The sequence below is a fragment of the Gordonia sp. (in: high G+C Gram-positive bacteria) genome (assembly GCF_047600565.1).
GTDB lineage: Bacteria > Actinomycetota > Actinomycetes > Mycobacteriales > Mycobacteriaceae > Gordonia.
In genome coordinates this window covers 2,259,710-2,275,908 of sequence record NZ_JASGKN010000001.1, presented here as the reverse complement: position 1 = coordinate 2,275,908, position 16,199 = coordinate 2,259,710, and the positions used below count along the sequence as shown (strand labels likewise).

Sequence of the window (16,199 nt, the reverse complement as noted above, 5' to 3'; positions counted from 1 at the left end):
CGCAGGTCGGGAAAAGGATTTTGCTCCGGATGCCCGGGCCATGGCAGAATCAGGGCACTGCGTTCGACCCGCGGAACGGCACAGCCCGCCGCCGCCCGAACGCCCCAGCAATGAAGCTGAATCCCCGGCCGGACGCATTCGCGCGACGGACCCCCGGGAACTCTCCAGTACGTATGAGTGCGCAGCGTGGCGTACGGAGTAGGCAGATTCATGGTGCACATGCCGGGGCCCGTCGGGCTCTACGACCCGATCAACGAACACGATGCGTGTGGCGTCGCCTTCGTCGTCGACATGCATGGACGTCGCAGCCGCGACATCGTGGAGAAGGCCATCACCGCACTGGTGAACCTCGAACACCGCGGTGCCGCCGGCGCCGAGCCCAACACCGGTGACGGCGCGGGCATCATGATCCAGGTCCCCGACCGCTTCCTGCGGGAGACCGTCGACTTCACTCTGCCGCCGGAAGGCGAATACGCCACCGGCATCGCGTTCCTCCCGCAGGCCGCCGACGACGTCACCGAGGCCATCGCCGGCGTCGAGAAGATCATCGACGCCCAGGGCCTCAAGCTCCTCGGCTGGCGCGAGGTTCCGGTCGACGACAGCTCGCTGGGCGCCCTCGCCCGCGACGCCATGCCGACCTTCCGTCAGGTGTTCATCGGCGGAGCCAAGGGCATGGAGCTCGAGCGTCAGGCCTACGTGGTGCGCAAGCGCATCCAGTACGAGCTGGGCGAGAAGGGCGCCGGCCAGGACGGCCCGGGCCGCGACACCGTCTACTTCCCGAGCCTGTCCGGCCAGACCTTCGTCTACAAGGGCATGCTGACCACACCGCAGCTGCGCGACTTCTACCTGGACCTGCAGGACGACCGCGTGGAGAGTGCGCTCGGCCTGGTCCACTCGCGCTTCTCCACCAACACCTTCCCGTCGTGGCCGCTGGCGCATCCGTTCCGCCGGGTCGCCCACAACGGCGAGATCAACACCGTCACCGGCAACGAGAACTGGATGCGGGCCCGCGAGGCGCTCATCAAGACCAACGTCTTCGGTGAGGGCGCGACCGAGAAGATCTTCCCGGTCTGCACCCCGGGCGCCTCGGACACCGCGCGATTCGACGAGGTCCTCGAACTGCTGCACCTCGGCGGCCGCAGCCTGCCGCACGCCGTGCTGATGATGGTCCCCGAGGCGTGGGAACGTCACGAGGACATGAAGCCCGCGCACCGGGCTTTCTACGAGTACCACTCGGCGCTCATGGAGGCCTGGGACGGACCGGCGTCGGTCTGCTTCACCGACGGCAAGTACGTCGGCGCCGTCCTGGACCGCAACGGTCTGCGCCCCTCGCGCATTCGGGTCACCAAGGACGGCCTGGTCGTCCTCGGCTCGGAGGTCGGCGTGCTCGACATCGACCCGGCCGACGTCGTCTCCCGTCAGCGTCTGCAGCCGGGCAAGATGTTCCTGGTCGACACCGAACAGGGCCGCATCGTCGACGACCAGGAGGTCAAGGACGCCCTGGCCGCCGAGCACCCGTACCAGGAGTGGCTCGACGAGAACCAGGTGCGCCTGGAGGATCTGCCGGCGCCGCCGCACGTGCACATGAACCACGACCGGATCACCCACCGGCAGCAGCTGTTCGGCTACACCAACGAGGACCTGAACCTCCTCGTGTCGCCGATGGCCGCCACCGGCGCCGAGGCGATCGGCTCGATGGGCACCGACACCCCCGTCGCGGTCCTGTCGGCCCGCCCGCGCATGCTGTTCGACTACTTCCAGCAGCTGTTCGCGCAGGTGACCAACCCGCCGCTCGACGCCATCCGCGAGGAGATCGTCACCAGCCTGTCGACCCGCATCGGCGGTGAACGCGACCTGCTGAACCCGGGCCCGGACTCGGCCAAGCAGATCGTGCTGAGCCAGCCGATCCTCGACAACGACGACCTGGCCCGCCTGGTCGAGATCGACGGCAAGGGCACCGGCTTCCCGTCGGTGAAGATCCACGGCCTGTACCCGGTCGCCGAGGGCGGCGAGGGTCTGCGCAAGGCGCTCGACGACGTCCGCGCCAAGGTGTCGGCCGCCATCGCCGACGGCGCGCGGATCATCGTGCTGTCCGACCGCGAGTCCGACGAGACCATGGCGCCGATCCCGTCGCTGCTGCTCACGTCGGCGGTCCACCACCACCTGGTGCGCGAGCGCACCCGGACCCGCGCCGGCATCGTCGTCGAATCCGGTGACGCCCGCGAGGTCCACCACATGGCGCTCCTCATCGGCTTCGGCGCCGCCGGCGTCAATCCGTACATGGCCTTCGAGACGATCGAGGACATGCTGGACTCGGGTGCCCTCACCGGTGCGACCGGCGATCACGCCGCCGACTTCGCCAAGGCCCGCGCCAACTACATCAAGGCCGCCGGCAAGGGCGTGCTGAAGGTGATGAGCAAGATGGGCATCTCGACGGTGCCCTCGTACAACGGTGCCCAGCTGTTCCAGGCCATCGGCCTGAGCCAGGACCTCGTCGACGAGTTCTTCACCGGTCTGCGCAGCCAGCTCGACGGCATCGGCCTGGACGAGCTGGCCGCCGAGGTCGCCGCGCGTCACGAGCTGGCGTTCACCGAGCGTCCGTCCGAGCGCGCACACCGCGAACTCGAGGTCGGCGGCGAATACCAGTGGCGCCGCGAAGGCGAGTACCACCTGTTCAATCCGGACACGGTGTTCAAGCTGCAGCACTCCACGCGCACCGGCCAGTACAGCGTGTTCAAGGAGTACACGAAGATGGTCGACGACCAGGCTCGTCGACTCGGCACGCTGCGCGGTCTGTTCGACTTCAACTTCGGTGACCGGGACCCCATCCCGATCGACAAGGTGGAGCCGGCCAGCGAGATCGTCAAGCGATTCTCGACCGGCGCGATGAGCTACGGCTCGATCTCGGCCGAGGCGCACGAGACCCTCGCGATCGCGATGAACCGTCTCGGCGGCAAGTCGAACTCGGGGGAGGGCGGCGAGGATCCCCGTCGCTTCAGCCCCGACGAGAACGGCGACTGGCGCCGCAGCGCGATCAAGCAGGTCGCGTCGGGCCGGTTCGGCGTGACCAGCCACTACCTGAGCAACTGCACCGACATCCAGATCAAGATGGCGCAGGGCGCCAAGCCGGGTGAGGGCGGTCAGCTGCCGCCGCACAAGGTGTACCCGTGGGTCGCCGAGGTCCGCGGTTCGACGCCGGGCGTCGGCCTGATCTCGCCGCCGCCGCACCACGACATCTACTCGATCGAGGATCTCGCGCAGCTGATCCACGACCTGAAGAACGCGAACCCGCAGGCGCGGATTCACGTGAAACTGGTCTCCGAGCTCGGTGTCGGTACCGTCGCCGCGGGCGTCTCCAAGGCACACGCGGACGTGGTGCTGATCTCCGGCTTCGACGGCGGCACGGGCGCGAGCCCGCTGACCTCGCTCAAGCACGCCGGCGCCCCGTGGGAGATCGGTGTGGCCGAGACGCAGCAGACCCTGCTGCTCAACGGTCTGCGCGACCGCATCGTCGTGCAGGTCGACGGCCAGCTGAAGACCGGCCGCGACGTGATGATCGCCGCACTGCTGGGCGGCGAGGAGTTCGGCTTCGCCACCGCGCCGCTGGTGGTCTCGGGCTGCGTGATGATGCGCGTCTGCCACCTGGACACCTGCCCGGTGGGCGTCGCGACGCAGAATCCGCTGCTGCGCGAGCGGTTCACCGGCAAGCCGGAGTTCGTCGAGAACTTCATGCTGTACATCGCCGAAGAGGTGCGCGAGCTGCTGGCGCGGCTCGGCTTCCGCACCCTGCAGGAGGCCGTCGGCCACGTCGAGGCCCTCGACACCAGCAAGGCGATCGCCCACTGGAAGGACGCGAAGGCCGGCAAGCTCGACCTGTCGCCGATCCTCGCCGTCCCGGACTCGCCGTTCATGAACCAGGACCTGTACTGCTCCGGCAAGCAGGACCACGGTCTGGACAAGGCCCTGGACAACGAGCTCATCGAGAAGGCGCAGCCGGCCATCGAGTCGGGCACCCGCGTGTTCATCGAGTCGCCGATCACCAACGTCAACCGCACGGTCGGCACCATGCTCGGCCACGAGGTCACCAAGGCGTACGGCGCGGAGGGACTGCCCGACGGCACCATCTCCATCGCCTTCACCGGTTCGGCGGGCAACAGCTTCGGCGCCTTCGTGCCCCGCGGCATCACCATGCGCCTGACCGGCGACGCCAACGACTTCGTCGGCAAGGGCCTGTCCGGCGGCAAGATCGTGGTCAAGCCGTCCAAGAACGCGCCGGAGGACTTCGTCGCCGAAGACAACATCATCGCGGGCAACGTGATCGGTTTCGGCGGCACCGCCGGCAAGATCTTCCTGCGCGGTGTGGCCGGCGAACGCTTCTGCGTCCGCAACTCCGGCGTGCACGCCGTCGTCGAAGGCGTCGGCGACCACGGCTGCGAGTACATGACCGGTGGCCGCGTGATCGTGCTCGGCGAGACCGGACGCAACTTCGCGGCCGGCATGTCGGGCGGCGTCGCCTACGTCTTCGACCGCAACGGGACGTTCGAGAAGAACCTCAACCCCGAGCTCGTCGACCTGGTCGATCTCGACGACGAGGACCTGACGTACCTGCAGGACATGCTGACCGAGCACCGGGACGAGACCCGGTCGCCGATCGCGGCCAAGATCCTTGGAAACTGGGCGGTCGCCCAGACCAAGTTCCGCAAGGTCATGCCGCGCGACTACAAGAGGGTGCTCGACGCCATCGACGTCGCCGAGCGCACCGGACGAGATGTGAACGAAGCGATCATGGAGGCGGCTCGTGGCTGATCCCAGAGGTTTTCTCAAGCACACCGAGCGTGAGACGCCCACCCGGCGTCCCGTCGACCTTCGACTGCTGGACTTCAACGAGGTCTACAACAAGTTCGATCGCGACACGCTCACCACTCAGGCCAGCCGCTGCATGGACTGCGGTGTCCCGTTCTGCCACAACGGCTGCCCGCTCGGGAACCTGATTCCCGAATGGAACGACCTGGTCTACAAGGGCCGCTGGGAAGCCGGCATCGATCGTCTGCACGCCACCAACAACTTCCCGGAGTTCACCGGGCGGCTGTGCCCGGCGCCGTGCGAGGCGTCGTGCGTCCTCGGCATCAACCAGCCGGCCGTGACCATCAAGCAGGTCGAGGTCGAACTGATCGAGAAGGCGTTCGAGGACGACAACGTGTTCCCGGTGCTGCCGTCGGAGAAGACCGGTAAGACCGTGGCCGTCGTCGGCTCCGGCCCGGCCGGTCTGGCCGCCGCGCAGCAGCTGACGCGCGCCGGCCACTCGGTGACCCTGTTCGAGCGCAACGACCGCATCGGCGGCCTGCTGCGGTACGGCATCCCCGAGTTCAAGATGGAGAAGCACATCATCGACCGCCGGCTCGAGCAGATGGAGTCCGAGGGCACCGTCTTCCGCACCGGCGTCAACGTGGGCGTCGACGTCACCGTCGACGACCTGCGCGCGCAGTTCGACGCGGTGGTGCTCGCCAACGGTTCCACCATCGGCCGCGACCTGCCGATCCCGGGCCGCGAGCTGGACGGCATCCATCAGGCGATGGAATACCTGCCGCAGGCCAACCGCACCGCCATCGGCGAGACCGTCCCCGACCAGATCACGGCGAAGGGCAAGAAGGTCGTCATCATCGGCGGCGGCGACACCGGCGCCGACTGCCTGGGTACCGCCCTGCGTCAGGGTGCCGAGAAGGTGTACCAGTTCGAGATCATGCCGCGGCCGCCGGCCGAGCGCGCCGACTCGACGCCGTGGCCGACCTACCCGTTGATGTTCCGTGTCTCCTCGGCTCACGAGGAGGGCGGCGAGCGTGTGTTCAGCGTGAACACCGAGCAGTTCGTCGGCAAGAACGGCGCGGTGTCCGGCCTGAAGGCCCACGAGGTCACGATGGTGAACGGGCGCTTCGAGAAGGTCGACGGCAGCGACTTCGAGCTCGAGTGCGAGCTCGTACTGCTGGCGATGGGCTTCGTCGGCCCCGAGCGCGACGACCTGCTGGACAAGCTGGGCGTCGAATACGACCCGCGCGGCAACATCGCCCGCGACGACTCGTTCGCCGCCGTCGGACTGCCCGGCGTGTTCGTCGCCGGTGACGCCGGCCGTGGACAGTCGCTGATCGTGTGGGCGATCGCCGAGGGCCGCTCCGCGGCCGCGGCGGCCGACGCCTACCTGACCGGTGAGACCGAGCTGCCCGCTCCGATCGTGCCGACCCAGGTGGCTCAGCGGTAGCCGCCGACCCGTCGCACCGACGACCCCGGACGCCCTCCCGGCTCCGGGGTCGTCGTCGTTCCGGGCCGGGACTTTCGGCCCGGAACATCACGTTATGGTCGTCACTTTTCCCGTCCCGGCCGGTTGACCTGCGGTTCCGGTAGTAACGTCTGCCGCGCCGGGTACGACGTATTCGGTGACCGAGATGTTTGATCGATTGCCGCAAGGGGGCGGAGATCCATGACTGCCGGAACCACCGACCGGCTTCGACGACCGGCTGTCGCCGTCGCACGTAACTTCTGGGGACGTCTGCGCGCGCCGCGCTCACTCGCCGAGCAGCGCGAGCGCCTCATCACGCCCGAAGAACTGAACCGGATCAAACCGGCTCACTGAGTCTCAGGCCTTGCCGGTCCGCTCGCGGTGCGCGCACCCGGGCCAGCAGCACGGCCGCCTCATGCCGTCCTCGAGTTCCTCGCACGTCCGGCGGATCCGCCGGGTACGGGTCTTGGCCTGTTTCGCGTCGCCCACCCAGCAGATGAACTCGTTGCGGGCCAGGGGAGTCAGGTCCTCCCACAGCTCCAGCACGCTTCGCCCCACCGAGGGGCTCCCGTCGTCGCCCTGACCGCGTTCGCCGCCGAGGATCGCGGCGCGCAGGTCGTCGGGGAGCGGATGCACCACTCCGCCGGAGACGGGGGTGTCAGGCATCGGGGCTCTGCGCGGCCACGCGGACGCTGACGCCGCCGATCTCGACGACGTCGCCGTCCCGCAATTGCCGGCCGCGCCGGGTCTCGGTTTCACCGTTCACCTCGACCAGGCCGTCGGCGATCACCATCTTGGCGTCGGCGCCGGTGTCGATCAGGCTCGCCAGTTTCAGGAACTGCCCGAGCCGGATGCTGTCGTCGCTGATCGGTACCGCGTCGATGTCGTCCACGCGTCCATTGTCCCCTAACGCCGCAGGCTGCGGGTGAGCCACCCGGACAGCTGCGGTTCGAGTGAGGGAAGGTCCGGTGCGGGCTCGGTGTCGAGACGATCGGAGGCCAGCTGGCGGACCGCGTAGACCGCACCGAGGAAGACCTCCAGGTCCAGATCCGGGTCGAGGGCGGGGTCGTCGGCGGCCATCCGGCGGTGTTCGTCGAGGAGCAGGCGGGCGATCAGCGTGAGTGCGGTCCGGCGCCGCTCCCGGGCGACCGGTCCGGCGGCGTCGAACTCGAGCTGGAAGCACCGGGCCACCACCAGGTCGCGTTGCAGCGCCCCGAGATAGGCGCCGATCACGGCGGGGAGATCGTTGCCGACGTCGGCCAGGTGGGCCGTCATCTCGGTGACGAGCACCTGGATGAATCGCTGGCAGGCGGCGTCCGCGCAGGCGTCGAGGCCGTCGAAGCAGTCGTAGAACGCGGTCCGGGACATGCCGCTGCGCTTCACCACGTCGCCGATGCCGGTGGCGTGGAAGCCGTGCGCGGCGACGAGTTCGGTGTACGCGATCATCAGCCGTTCGCGTTGGATGGTCAGGACCTCGTCCCGGCTCAGACCGTGCGGTCCGCGCGGAAGACGCGGCGGCACGGTGAAGAAGACTCCGTCGGCGACAGGCGCGACGGAGTCGGACGACTTTCCCGATTCCGGCGTGATCGCGAACCCCCTCCAATAAAGTACGGATCCGTACGTTACTCCGGGTGTGGTGCCCGGACCAGGGAAGAGGGTACGCGGTGACGAAGCTGAACAGGTGGATCGCAGGAGCGGCGACAGCCGTGGCGGGCATCCTCGCGATCGGGCTCGCCGCCCCGCTTGGCACCGGCCCGGCGCAGGCCGCCGGCTCGCCGCTGTCCTCCGAGGCGATCTACTCCACCGCTGCCGACCTGGTCGGATTCGCGCCCCGGGCCACCGGGTCGGCGGGCGGAGCCGCCACCGCCGACTACATCCAGAACCGCTTCCGCGGCGTGGGACTCGACCGGGTCTACACCGAACAGTCGACGTCATACGACTGGCACGCCTCGAACGCCGGACTGTCCGTCGCCGGCACCGCCATCGACGCCTTCCCGGTCCAGCACTCGTTCATCCCGGCCGACGCGAAAGCCGGCACCCGGACCACCGGCCCGAACGGCCGGAGCGCCCCCGTGGTCGACATCGGCGCGGGCGGCATCGACGGCAAGAACGTGAAGGGCAAGATCGTCCTCTTCGACCTGGCCTTCTACCTGCCCACCGCCGGGCTGCTCCCGCTCACCGAATACATCAACGACCCCACCGGCGAACTCGTCGACCCGGAGATGATGCTCACCGCCAACCCGTACCTCACGTCGCTCGAGTCGACCATCCGGAACGCCCAGCAGGCCGGGGCCGTCGGCTTCGTCGGCGTACTCCGCGACTACTTCGACTCGAACCGCTACCACAACGAGTACTACCGGAAACTGGCGATGACGATCCCCGGCATGTGGGTCACCAGGAAGGAGGGCGCACGGCTGCGGGCGCTGCTCGCCCGCCACGGCCACCGGGCACGGATCGATCTCACCGTGCAGCGCAGGGCCGTCACCGGACGGACCGTCATCGGCATCCTGAACGGCCGCAGCCGCGACACCCTGATGGTCCAGTCCCACCACGACTCGATCGGCCCCGGCGCCGTCGAGGACGCCACCGGCGCCGCGGAGGTCATGGCGCTCGCCGACCACTACGGGCGGGCCGTCACGGCCGGCCGCGCCCGGCGTCCCGCGAAGACGCTGATGTTCATCACCTTCGACACCCACTTCACCGGCTATCAAGCCCACCAGGCGTTCGTCGACAAATACATCACCCGGAAGGCCACCCCGTACCGGATCGTCGGCAACGCCACCATCGAGCACGTCGGCAAATACGCCCGCAAGACGCGCGCGGGACGGTTGATCACCACCGACGAAGCCGAACCGAAAGGCATCTTCGAGAACGTCAATCCCGCACTGAAGGCGGCGATGGCCCAGTCCCTCTCGCGACGCAACGTGAAAGCCGCCAACCTGCTCAACGCCTCACCGTTCCAGCTGATCGACAGCGGCATCCCGACCGACGCGTCCTTCGTCCTCACCGCCGGGGTGCCGATCGTCAGCTTCATCTGCGGACCGATGTACATGTACGACGACGCCGACACCCTCGACAAGATCGACCGCACTCAGCTGCGACCGGTCGCCCTGTTCTTCCGGGACGTGATCGAACGACTGCAGGCCACCCCGTCGGCCTCGATCGGACTGGTGCCGTGATGCGCGGCTCACGACGGGCCGCCGCCGCACTGCTGTCCCTCGTGGCGGTCGTCGGCCTCGGGCGGGGAGCCGGCGTCGCCGACGCGGCACCGGAGGGCGTCGTGCTCACCCCGATCGACAACCCCCTCGTCGCACTGCCGCCGGCGGCCGGGGCGTCGCTGATCCGCTACCCGTCGACCTCGGTGACCGGCGAGCCGATCACGCTGACCGGATCACTCCTGACGCCCAAGAAGCGTCCGCCGGCCGGCGGCTGGCCGCTCGCCGTGTGGGGACACATGACCACCGGCGGCGCCGACGCCTGCGCGCCGTCGACCGCGGCGGCGGGAAGCTCCGCGCTCACCGACATGACTTCCGGCGACCTCATCGTCTCCGGCCTGCTGAAGCGGGGGTTCGCCGTCGTGCGGCCCGACTACGAAGGCATCGGGAGTCCCGGACCGCACCCCTACCTGATCGGGTCGTCACTCGCCCGATCGATGGTGGACGCGGCGAAGGGCGCCGTCGCCGCCGATCCCCGGATCGGCCGCGACGTGGTGGTCGCCGGACACTCCGAGGGCGCGGTCGCCGCACTGTTCGCCGCCGCCGAGCCGGCGCGGGACTGGGGAGACCTCCGGCTGCGGGCCGCCGCGGCGGTGACGCCGCCGACCCGCATGGGCGACATCGTCGACGGAGTCGCCGAGGTACCGGTCAAGGCCGGTTCCGCCACCGGTGAGCTCGTCGGCCTGGCCGCACTGCTCATCTCCGGCGGCAAGACCGTGGACCGCGCGTTCGCCCGGACCATCGATCACGGCGGTCTCAGCGTCCGTGCACAGCGGCTCATGCCGCAGGTCGAGACCCGGTGCTACCGGGATCTGTCCTCGGAGCGATCCTTCGGTGCGCTGGCGCCGTCGGAACTGCTCGGTCTGCGCGGCACGGCGGCGAAGGCCGGCCTGGCCGCCATCGCCCGCCGCAACGACGTCGCCGGTCTGCAGATGCCGGCCGGACTACCGGTCCGGATGGACGCCGGACTCGTCGACGAGGTCGCGCCCGCACCGTTCGTCTCCGGGCTCGCCGACCTCTACCGCCGGCGCGGAACCGCGGTCACGTTCGCCACCCATCCCGCCGGCCACTCCACGGTGCCCCGCGCCCCTCAGGCCGCCGCCGAGGTCTCCACATGGCTGGCAAGGAAGGTTCACAGCACCGGTTAAGCCGGTGAGACTAGATTTCCCGGGATGAACACTGCGCTCGACCGGGGGACAACGCGCAAGGCGGAAGCACAGGCCCGACGGCAGGCGTCGGCCAACCGCCGCTCACTGGCCGCCGTCCGGCGGATCGCGCGACCCGACGGCGTCGCCGGCCGGGTACCGCGGTGGTCCGGCACGGTGATGAGCATCCTCGCCACCATCACGTTCCTGTCCGCGGTGATCCCGCCGTTCCGGCGACTGATCGCCGAGCCCCGGGCCTTCATCGACCACTGCGTGTTCCCGCTGCCGGGCACCAACCTCGGCTGGGTGGTGGCGCTCGCTCTGCTCGCCGCCTCGCTGACCAAGCGCAAGCGGATCGCCTGGCTCGTCACCGTCGTGCTGCTCGCCTTCATGGCGGCGCGCGACCTCGAAGACCTTCTGCTCCACCGGATGCGGCTGCACGTCCATCCGGCCGAGGCCGGCACCGGACTGGCGATCACGCTCGCCTGCCTGCTGGTCCTGCTGTTCGCGCAGAACCAGTTCACCACCCGCGTCCGCCGCGGAGCGATCTTCGCGGCGGCCGGAGTGCTGGCCGGCGGACTCGCGATCGGCTCGCTCCTCGGCTGGGGAGTGGTGGCCCTCGGACCCGGCACCGTCGATCGCGGCCGCTACCTGGCCTACGCCGTCAACCACGTCGTGTTCGCCTCCGTCGACACCCGCGCCCTGTGGGGCGAGCACGCCGCCCCGGGAGTCGATGCGGTGCTGGGCCTGTTCAGCGCCCTCGCCCTGATCGCGGCCACCGTCGTCCTGTTCCGTTCCCAGCGCCTCGCATCGCTCATCACCCCCGACGACGAACGGCTCATCCGGGCGCTGCTGCGGGCCTACGGCGACGACGACTCGCTCGGCTACTTCGCGACCCGTCGCGACCGGGCCGCGGTCTTCGCCCCCGACGGGCGCGCCGTGATCACCTACCGCGTCGAGATGGGCACCTGCCTGGCCGCCGGCGACCCGGTCGGCGACCCCGAATCGTGGCCCGACGCGATCGCCGAGTTCATCGCCCTCTGCGAGACCTACGGCTGGCATCCGGCGGTGCTCGGTGCCAGCACCCGCGGCGCGCAGGCCTACACCGACGCCGGCATGAGGGCCCTCACCATCGGCGACGAGGCGGTGGTTCATCCCGACGAGTTCACCCTGTCGAGCCCGGAGATGAAGAGCGTCCGGGGCGCCGTGAGCCGACTGCGCAACCAGGGTGTGACCGTCCGCATCCGCCGGATGGCCGAACTGTCCGACGCCGACCTCGCCGGACTCGACCGTCGCGCCAACGAGTGGCGCGACAGCGAGAACGAGCGCGGCTTCGCGATGGCGCTGGGCCGCGCGCCGTCCCGGGAGGACGGCGACAACCTCGTGGTCGAGGCGGTGGACGCCGCCGGCACCGAGATCGGTCTTCTGACCTTCGTTCCGTGGGGGCCGACCGGGGTGTCCCTGGACTTCATGCGGCGCGATCGCAGCGGCCCCAACGGGGTGGTCGAGACGATGGTCAGCACGCTCGCCGAAGAGGCGCCGCGGTTCGGTGTCCGCCGCTTCTCGATGAACTTCGCGACCTTCCGCGGCATCTTCAGCCGGTACGAGGAACTGGGTGCCGGACCGGTCGTCGCGCTCTGTCACCGGGTGCTGACCGCGTCGTCGAAGTATCTGCAGATGGAATCGCTGTACAAGTCGAACGCCAAGTACCAGCCCGAATGGGTGCCGCGGTTCCTGTGCTTCGACGACGCCCGCTCCATCCTGCGGGTCGGCGCCGCCGCGATCATCAGCGAAGGCCTGATCCCGTGGCCGTCGCCGCGGATCCCGCGCACCGCCGCCGAAGGCAGCGAACCGGCGGTGCCCGCCGACCTCGACCTGGCGGCTCTGCTTGCCGAACTCGACCGCACCGCCAGGACCGCCGCGGTCACCGAGCCCCGCCGCAGCGGTCAGACGCGCGTGCGCCTGGACAAGCTGGCCGCCCTCACCGACGGCGGCCTCGACGCCTATCCCACCGCCCAGCCGCCGAGCCACGACGTCGCCGCGGCCCGGGCCGCCGCACCGGGCACCGCGGTCAGCGTCGCCGGACGGATTCTGCGCCTCCGCGACTTCGGCGGCGTCGTGTTCGCCGAACTGCACGACCAGACCGGCGCCGTCCAGGTGCTCGTCGAACCGCACCGCATCGACGGCGCCGACTTCGCCCGCAGCATCGACCTCGGCGACCTGGTCGGCGTCGCCGGAGTGATGGGCGCCAGCCGCACCGGCGAGGTGTCCGTACTGGCGGACTCCTGGCGGCTCAACGGCAAGTGCCTGCACCCGCTGCCCGACAAATGGCGGGGCCTGACCGATCCGGAGCTGGCCGTGCGGCGGCGCTACCTGGAACTGATGGTGGCCCCGGGCAGCCGTGACGTGCTGGTCGCCCGCAGCCGCATCGTCAAGGCGCTCCGCGATCACCTCACCGGTGACGGCTACACCGAGGTGGAGACGCCCATCCTTCAAGCCGTCCACGGCGGCGCCGCGGCGGCACCGTTCCGCACCCACATCAACGCCTATCACCTCGACCTCTCCCTGCGGATCGCGCCGGAGCTGTACCTCAAACGACTGTGTGTCGGCGGGATGGAGAAGGTCTTCGAGATCGGCCGGAACTTCCGCAACGAGGGAGTCGACCACTCCCACAACCCCGAGTTCACCGCCCTCGAGGCCTATGCGGCGCACGGCGACCATCTGACGATGATGGACACCGCCCGCGAACTCATCTGCGCCGCCGCCACCGCCGTCAACTCCGAACCCGTGCTGGTGCGCGACAACGGCGAGGGTGCACCCACCCGCATCGACCTGTCGGGACGCTGGCCGGTGGTGCCGGTCCACGAAGCCGTCTCGGTGGCCGTCGGCCGCACCGTCGGACCCGGCACGCCGGCGGCCGAACTCCGGGACCTGTGCCGCGCCCGCGGCATCGAATACCGCCATGACTGGGATGCCGGGGAACTGGTCCAGGAACTGTACGAGCAGCTCGTCGAGTCGACCACCACCTTCCCCACCTTCTACACGGACTTCCCGTCGTCGACGTCCCCGCTCACCCGGCCCCACGACCACGACTCCCGACTGGCGCAGCGCTGGGATCTGGTCGCGTGGGGCATGGAACTGGGCACCGCTTACGCCGAACTGACCGATCCGCTGGAACAGCGGCGGCGACTCACCGAACAGTCGGTGCGGGCCGCCGGCGGCGATCCGGAGGCGATGGAACTCGACGAGGAGTTCCTGACCGCCCTCGAGTACGCCATGCCGCCCACCGGTGGTCTCGGACTGGGCGTCGACCGCCTCGTCATGCTCCTCACCGGCCGCCCCATCCGCGACGTCCTGTCGTTCCCGTTGGTCAAACCGCGCTGACCGCGGTGACCTGGCTCTCACAGCCGGGTGAGGGGACGCTTAGACTCGAAGCCATGACCGCGCTCGAATTCACTCCCACCGCAGACCTCGTCGACGAGATCGGCGCCGACGTCCGCAGCTGCGACACCCAGTTCACCCAGTACGGCGGCAACCGCGAGTTCGTCGGCACCGTGACCACCGTCCGCTGCTTCCAGGACAACGCCCTACTGAAGTCGATCCTCTCCGAGCCCAACCCGGGCGGCGTCCTGGTGATCGACGGCGACGGTTCCGTCCACACCGCGCTGGTCGGCGACATCATCGCCGAACTCGGCCGCAGCAACGGCTGGGTCGGCATCATCGCCAACGGCGCCATCCGCGACGCCAAGACCATCGGCGGCATGGCGATCGGCGTCAAGGCGCTCGGCACCAACCCGCGCAAGTCCACCAAGACCGGAGCCGGTGAGCGCGACGTGCCCGTCGACCTCGGCGGCGTCACCTTCACCCCGGGCGACACCGTCTACTCCGACGACGACGGCATCGTCCTCGTCGCCGCCTCCTGACCTCTCCTGAACCTCGACGCCGTCGAAAGGAACCCCATGCCGAAGCCCACTCCTGACTATTTCGCGCGGCTGAAGGCGCTCGTCGCCATCGACGACGCCGACAAGCGCAAGACCAAGCCGGTGCTGGAGGCGTTCAGCGGCACGGAGATGGCGACCATCCCGGTCGGCACCGCAGCCGACCTGAATCTGGCCGTCGAACGCGCCCGCACCGCGCAGAAGGAGTGGGCCGCCCGCGGTGCCGCCGCCCGCGCCAAGGTCATCAACCGCTTCTCCGAGCTGGTCTACGCGAACGCATCGGACCTGATGGACATCGCGCAGGCCGAGACCGGCAAGGCGCGCACCTATGCGCAGGAGGAGACCGTCGACGTCGCCCTCACCGCCCGCTACTACGCGATGAACGGCCCCAAGATGCTGGCCGAGCACAAGGTGCAGGGCATGCTGCCCGGCGCCACCGACGTGCGGGTGCGGTACCAGCCGAAGGGTGTCGTCGGCGTCATCAGCCCGTGGAACTACCCGCTGACCCTCGCGGTGTCCGACGCGGTCGCGGCCCTCGTTGCCGGCAACGGTGTCGTCATCAAGCCGGACAGCAACACCCCGTACTGCGCGCTCGCCCTCGCCGAGCTGCTGTACGAGGCGGGTCTGCCCAAGGAGCTGTATGCCGTGGTCCCGGGCCCCGGTTCGGTGGTCGGTCAGGCCATCGCCGAGAGCGTCGACTACCTGATGTTCACCGGCTCGTCGGCCACCGGCGCCACCCTCGCCCAGCAGGCGGGCAAGCGCCTCATCGGCTTCTCGGCCGAACTCGGCGGCAAGAACCCGCTGATCGTCACCGCCGGCGCCGATCTGGACAAGACGATCCCCGGTGTCGCCCGTGCCTGCTTCTCCAACTCGGGGCAGCTGTGCATCTCGATCGAGCGCATCTACGTCGAGCGTTCCATCGCCGACGAGTTCAGCCGCCGCTTCGCCGACCACGTCAAGAACATGACCCTGTCGGCCAGCTACGACCTCGGCCCCGACATGGGTTCGCTGGCGTCGGCGGATCAGATCAAGACGGTCACCGAGCACGTCGACGACGCCGTCGCCAAGGGCGCCACCGTCCTGGCCGGCGGCCGCGCGCGAGCTTACCTCGGACCGTTCTTCTACGAGCCGACAGTCCTGGCCGACGTCACCGATCAGATGACCTGCTGCCGCAACGAGACCTTCGGTCCGGTCGTGTCGGTCTACCCGGTGGATTCGATCGACGAGGCCATCGAGAAGGCCAACGACACCGAGTACGGCCTCAACGCCAGTGTGTGGGCCGACAACAACGCCGAGGCGCAGAAGATCGCCGAGCAGCTGCGGGCCGGCACCGTCAACATCAACGAGGGCTACGCCGCCGCGTGGGGTTCGACCGCCGCGCCGATGGGCGGCATGGGGATCTCGGGCGTCGGCCGGCGCCACGGCGAGGAAGGCATCGTCAAGTACTGCGAGTCGCAGACCATCGCCACGCAGCGCTTCATCGGCATCGATGACATGCCGGTGGTGCCGAAGGATCTGTACCAGAAGCTGATCCCGACGGCGGTCCGCACGCTGAAGTACCTGCCGGGCCGCTAGTCGGCGCCGGGGGGGCGTTGCGCAGAAGTGGCGGCCACAGGCGGTCCGGGGGCAG

General features: G+C 69.5%; 11 protein-coding genes. 8 read left to right on the top strand and 3 right to left on the bottom strand.

The features are described 5' to 3' along the window. Positions 1–210 precede the first annotated feature (210 nt). From gltB to QM774_RS11025, 3 genes are all read left to right on the top strand, one after another. Positions 211–4,806: a glutamate synthase large subunit gene (gene gltB, locus QM774_RS11035; protein WP_414975917.1), complete on the top strand. Its 4,596-nt coding sequence runs from the start codon at positions 211–213 to the stop codon at positions 4,804–4,806. Then, positions 4,799–6,253: a glutamate synthase subunit beta gene (locus tag QM774_RS11030; protein ID WP_414975916.1), complete on the top strand. Its 1,455-nt coding sequence runs from the start codon at positions 4,799–4,801 to the stop codon at positions 6,251–6,253. The genes gltB and QM774_RS11030 overlap by 8 nt, the downstream gene beginning before the upstream one ends. 219 nt (positions 6,254–6,472) lie before the next feature. After that, positions 6,473–6,625, top strand: coding sequence for a hypothetical protein (locus tag QM774_RS11025; protein ID WP_414975915.1), 153 nt, complete (start codon positions 6,473–6,475; stop codon positions 6,623–6,625). Between the two features lie 3 nt (positions 6,626–6,628). On the opposite strand, the gene QM774_RS11020 is transcribed toward QM774_RS11025, so the two are convergent. The 3 genes from QM774_RS11020 to QM774_RS11010 are packed head-to-tail and all read right to left on the bottom strand — an operon-like array spanning position 6,629 to position 7,792. Continuing rightward, positions 6,629–6,937 (bottom strand): YdeI/OmpD-associated family protein, encoded by a 309-nt coding sequence (locus tag QM774_RS11020; RefSeq protein WP_414975914.1) that lies wholly within the window; start codon positions 6,935–6,937, stop codon positions 6,629–6,631. Further along, positions 6,930–7,163, bottom strand: coding sequence for an RNA-binding S4 domain-containing protein (locus QM774_RS11015; protein WP_414975913.1), 234 nt, complete (start codon positions 7,161–7,163; stop codon positions 6,930–6,932). The genes QM774_RS11020 and QM774_RS11015 overlap by 8 nt, the downstream gene beginning before the upstream one ends. Before the next feature lie 14 nt (positions 7,164–7,177). Further along, positions 7,178–7,792 carry a TetR/AcrR family transcriptional regulator gene (locus QM774_RS11010; RefSeq protein WP_414975912.1) on the bottom strand — a complete coding sequence of 205 codons (615 nt, stop codon included), beginning with the start codon at positions 7,790–7,792 and terminating at the stop codon, positions 7,178–7,180. A gap of 143 nt (positions 7,793–7,935) precedes the next feature. Between QM774_RS11010 and QM774_RS11005 the strand changes: the two genes are divergently transcribed. The 5 genes from QM774_RS11005 to QM774_RS10985 are packed head-to-tail and all read left to right on the top strand — an operon-like array spanning position 7,936 to position 16,144. Then, the gene (locus QM774_RS11005) at positions 7,936–9,450 is read left to right on the top strand and encodes a M28 family peptidase (protein ID WP_414975911.1); all 1,515 of its coding nucleotides are present in this window, start codon (positions 7,936–7,938) and stop codon (positions 9,448–9,450) included. After that, positions 9,450–10,634: a lipase family protein gene (locus QM774_RS11000; RefSeq protein ID WP_414975910.1), complete on the top strand. Its 1,185-nt coding sequence runs from the start codon at positions 9,450–9,452 to the stop codon at positions 10,632–10,634. Before QM774_RS11005 ends, QM774_RS11000 begins: the two co-directional genes overlap by 1 nt. Positions 10,635–10,658: 24 nt before the next feature. After that, entirely contained in the window at positions 10,659–14,015 is a 3,357-nt protein-coding gene (gene lysX, locus QM774_RS10995) for a bifunctional lysylphosphatidylglycerol synthetase/lysine--tRNA ligase LysX (protein WP_414975909.1), read from the top strand. Positions 14,016–14,068: 53 nt separating this feature from the next. Continuing rightward, complete coding sequence (gene rraA / locus QM774_RS10990; protein ID WP_414975908.1) at positions 14,069–14,554, top strand: ribonuclease E activity regulator RraA; 486 nt, start codon at positions 14,069–14,071, stop codon at positions 14,552–14,554. Between the two features lie 36 nt (positions 14,555–14,590). Next, positions 14,591–16,144 (top strand): succinic semialdehyde dehydrogenase, encoded by a 1,554-nt coding sequence (locus QM774_RS10985; protein ID WP_414975907.1) that lies wholly within the window; start codon positions 14,591–14,593, stop codon positions 16,142–16,144. The last annotated feature ends 55 nt before the right edge of the window (positions 16,145–16,199 follow it).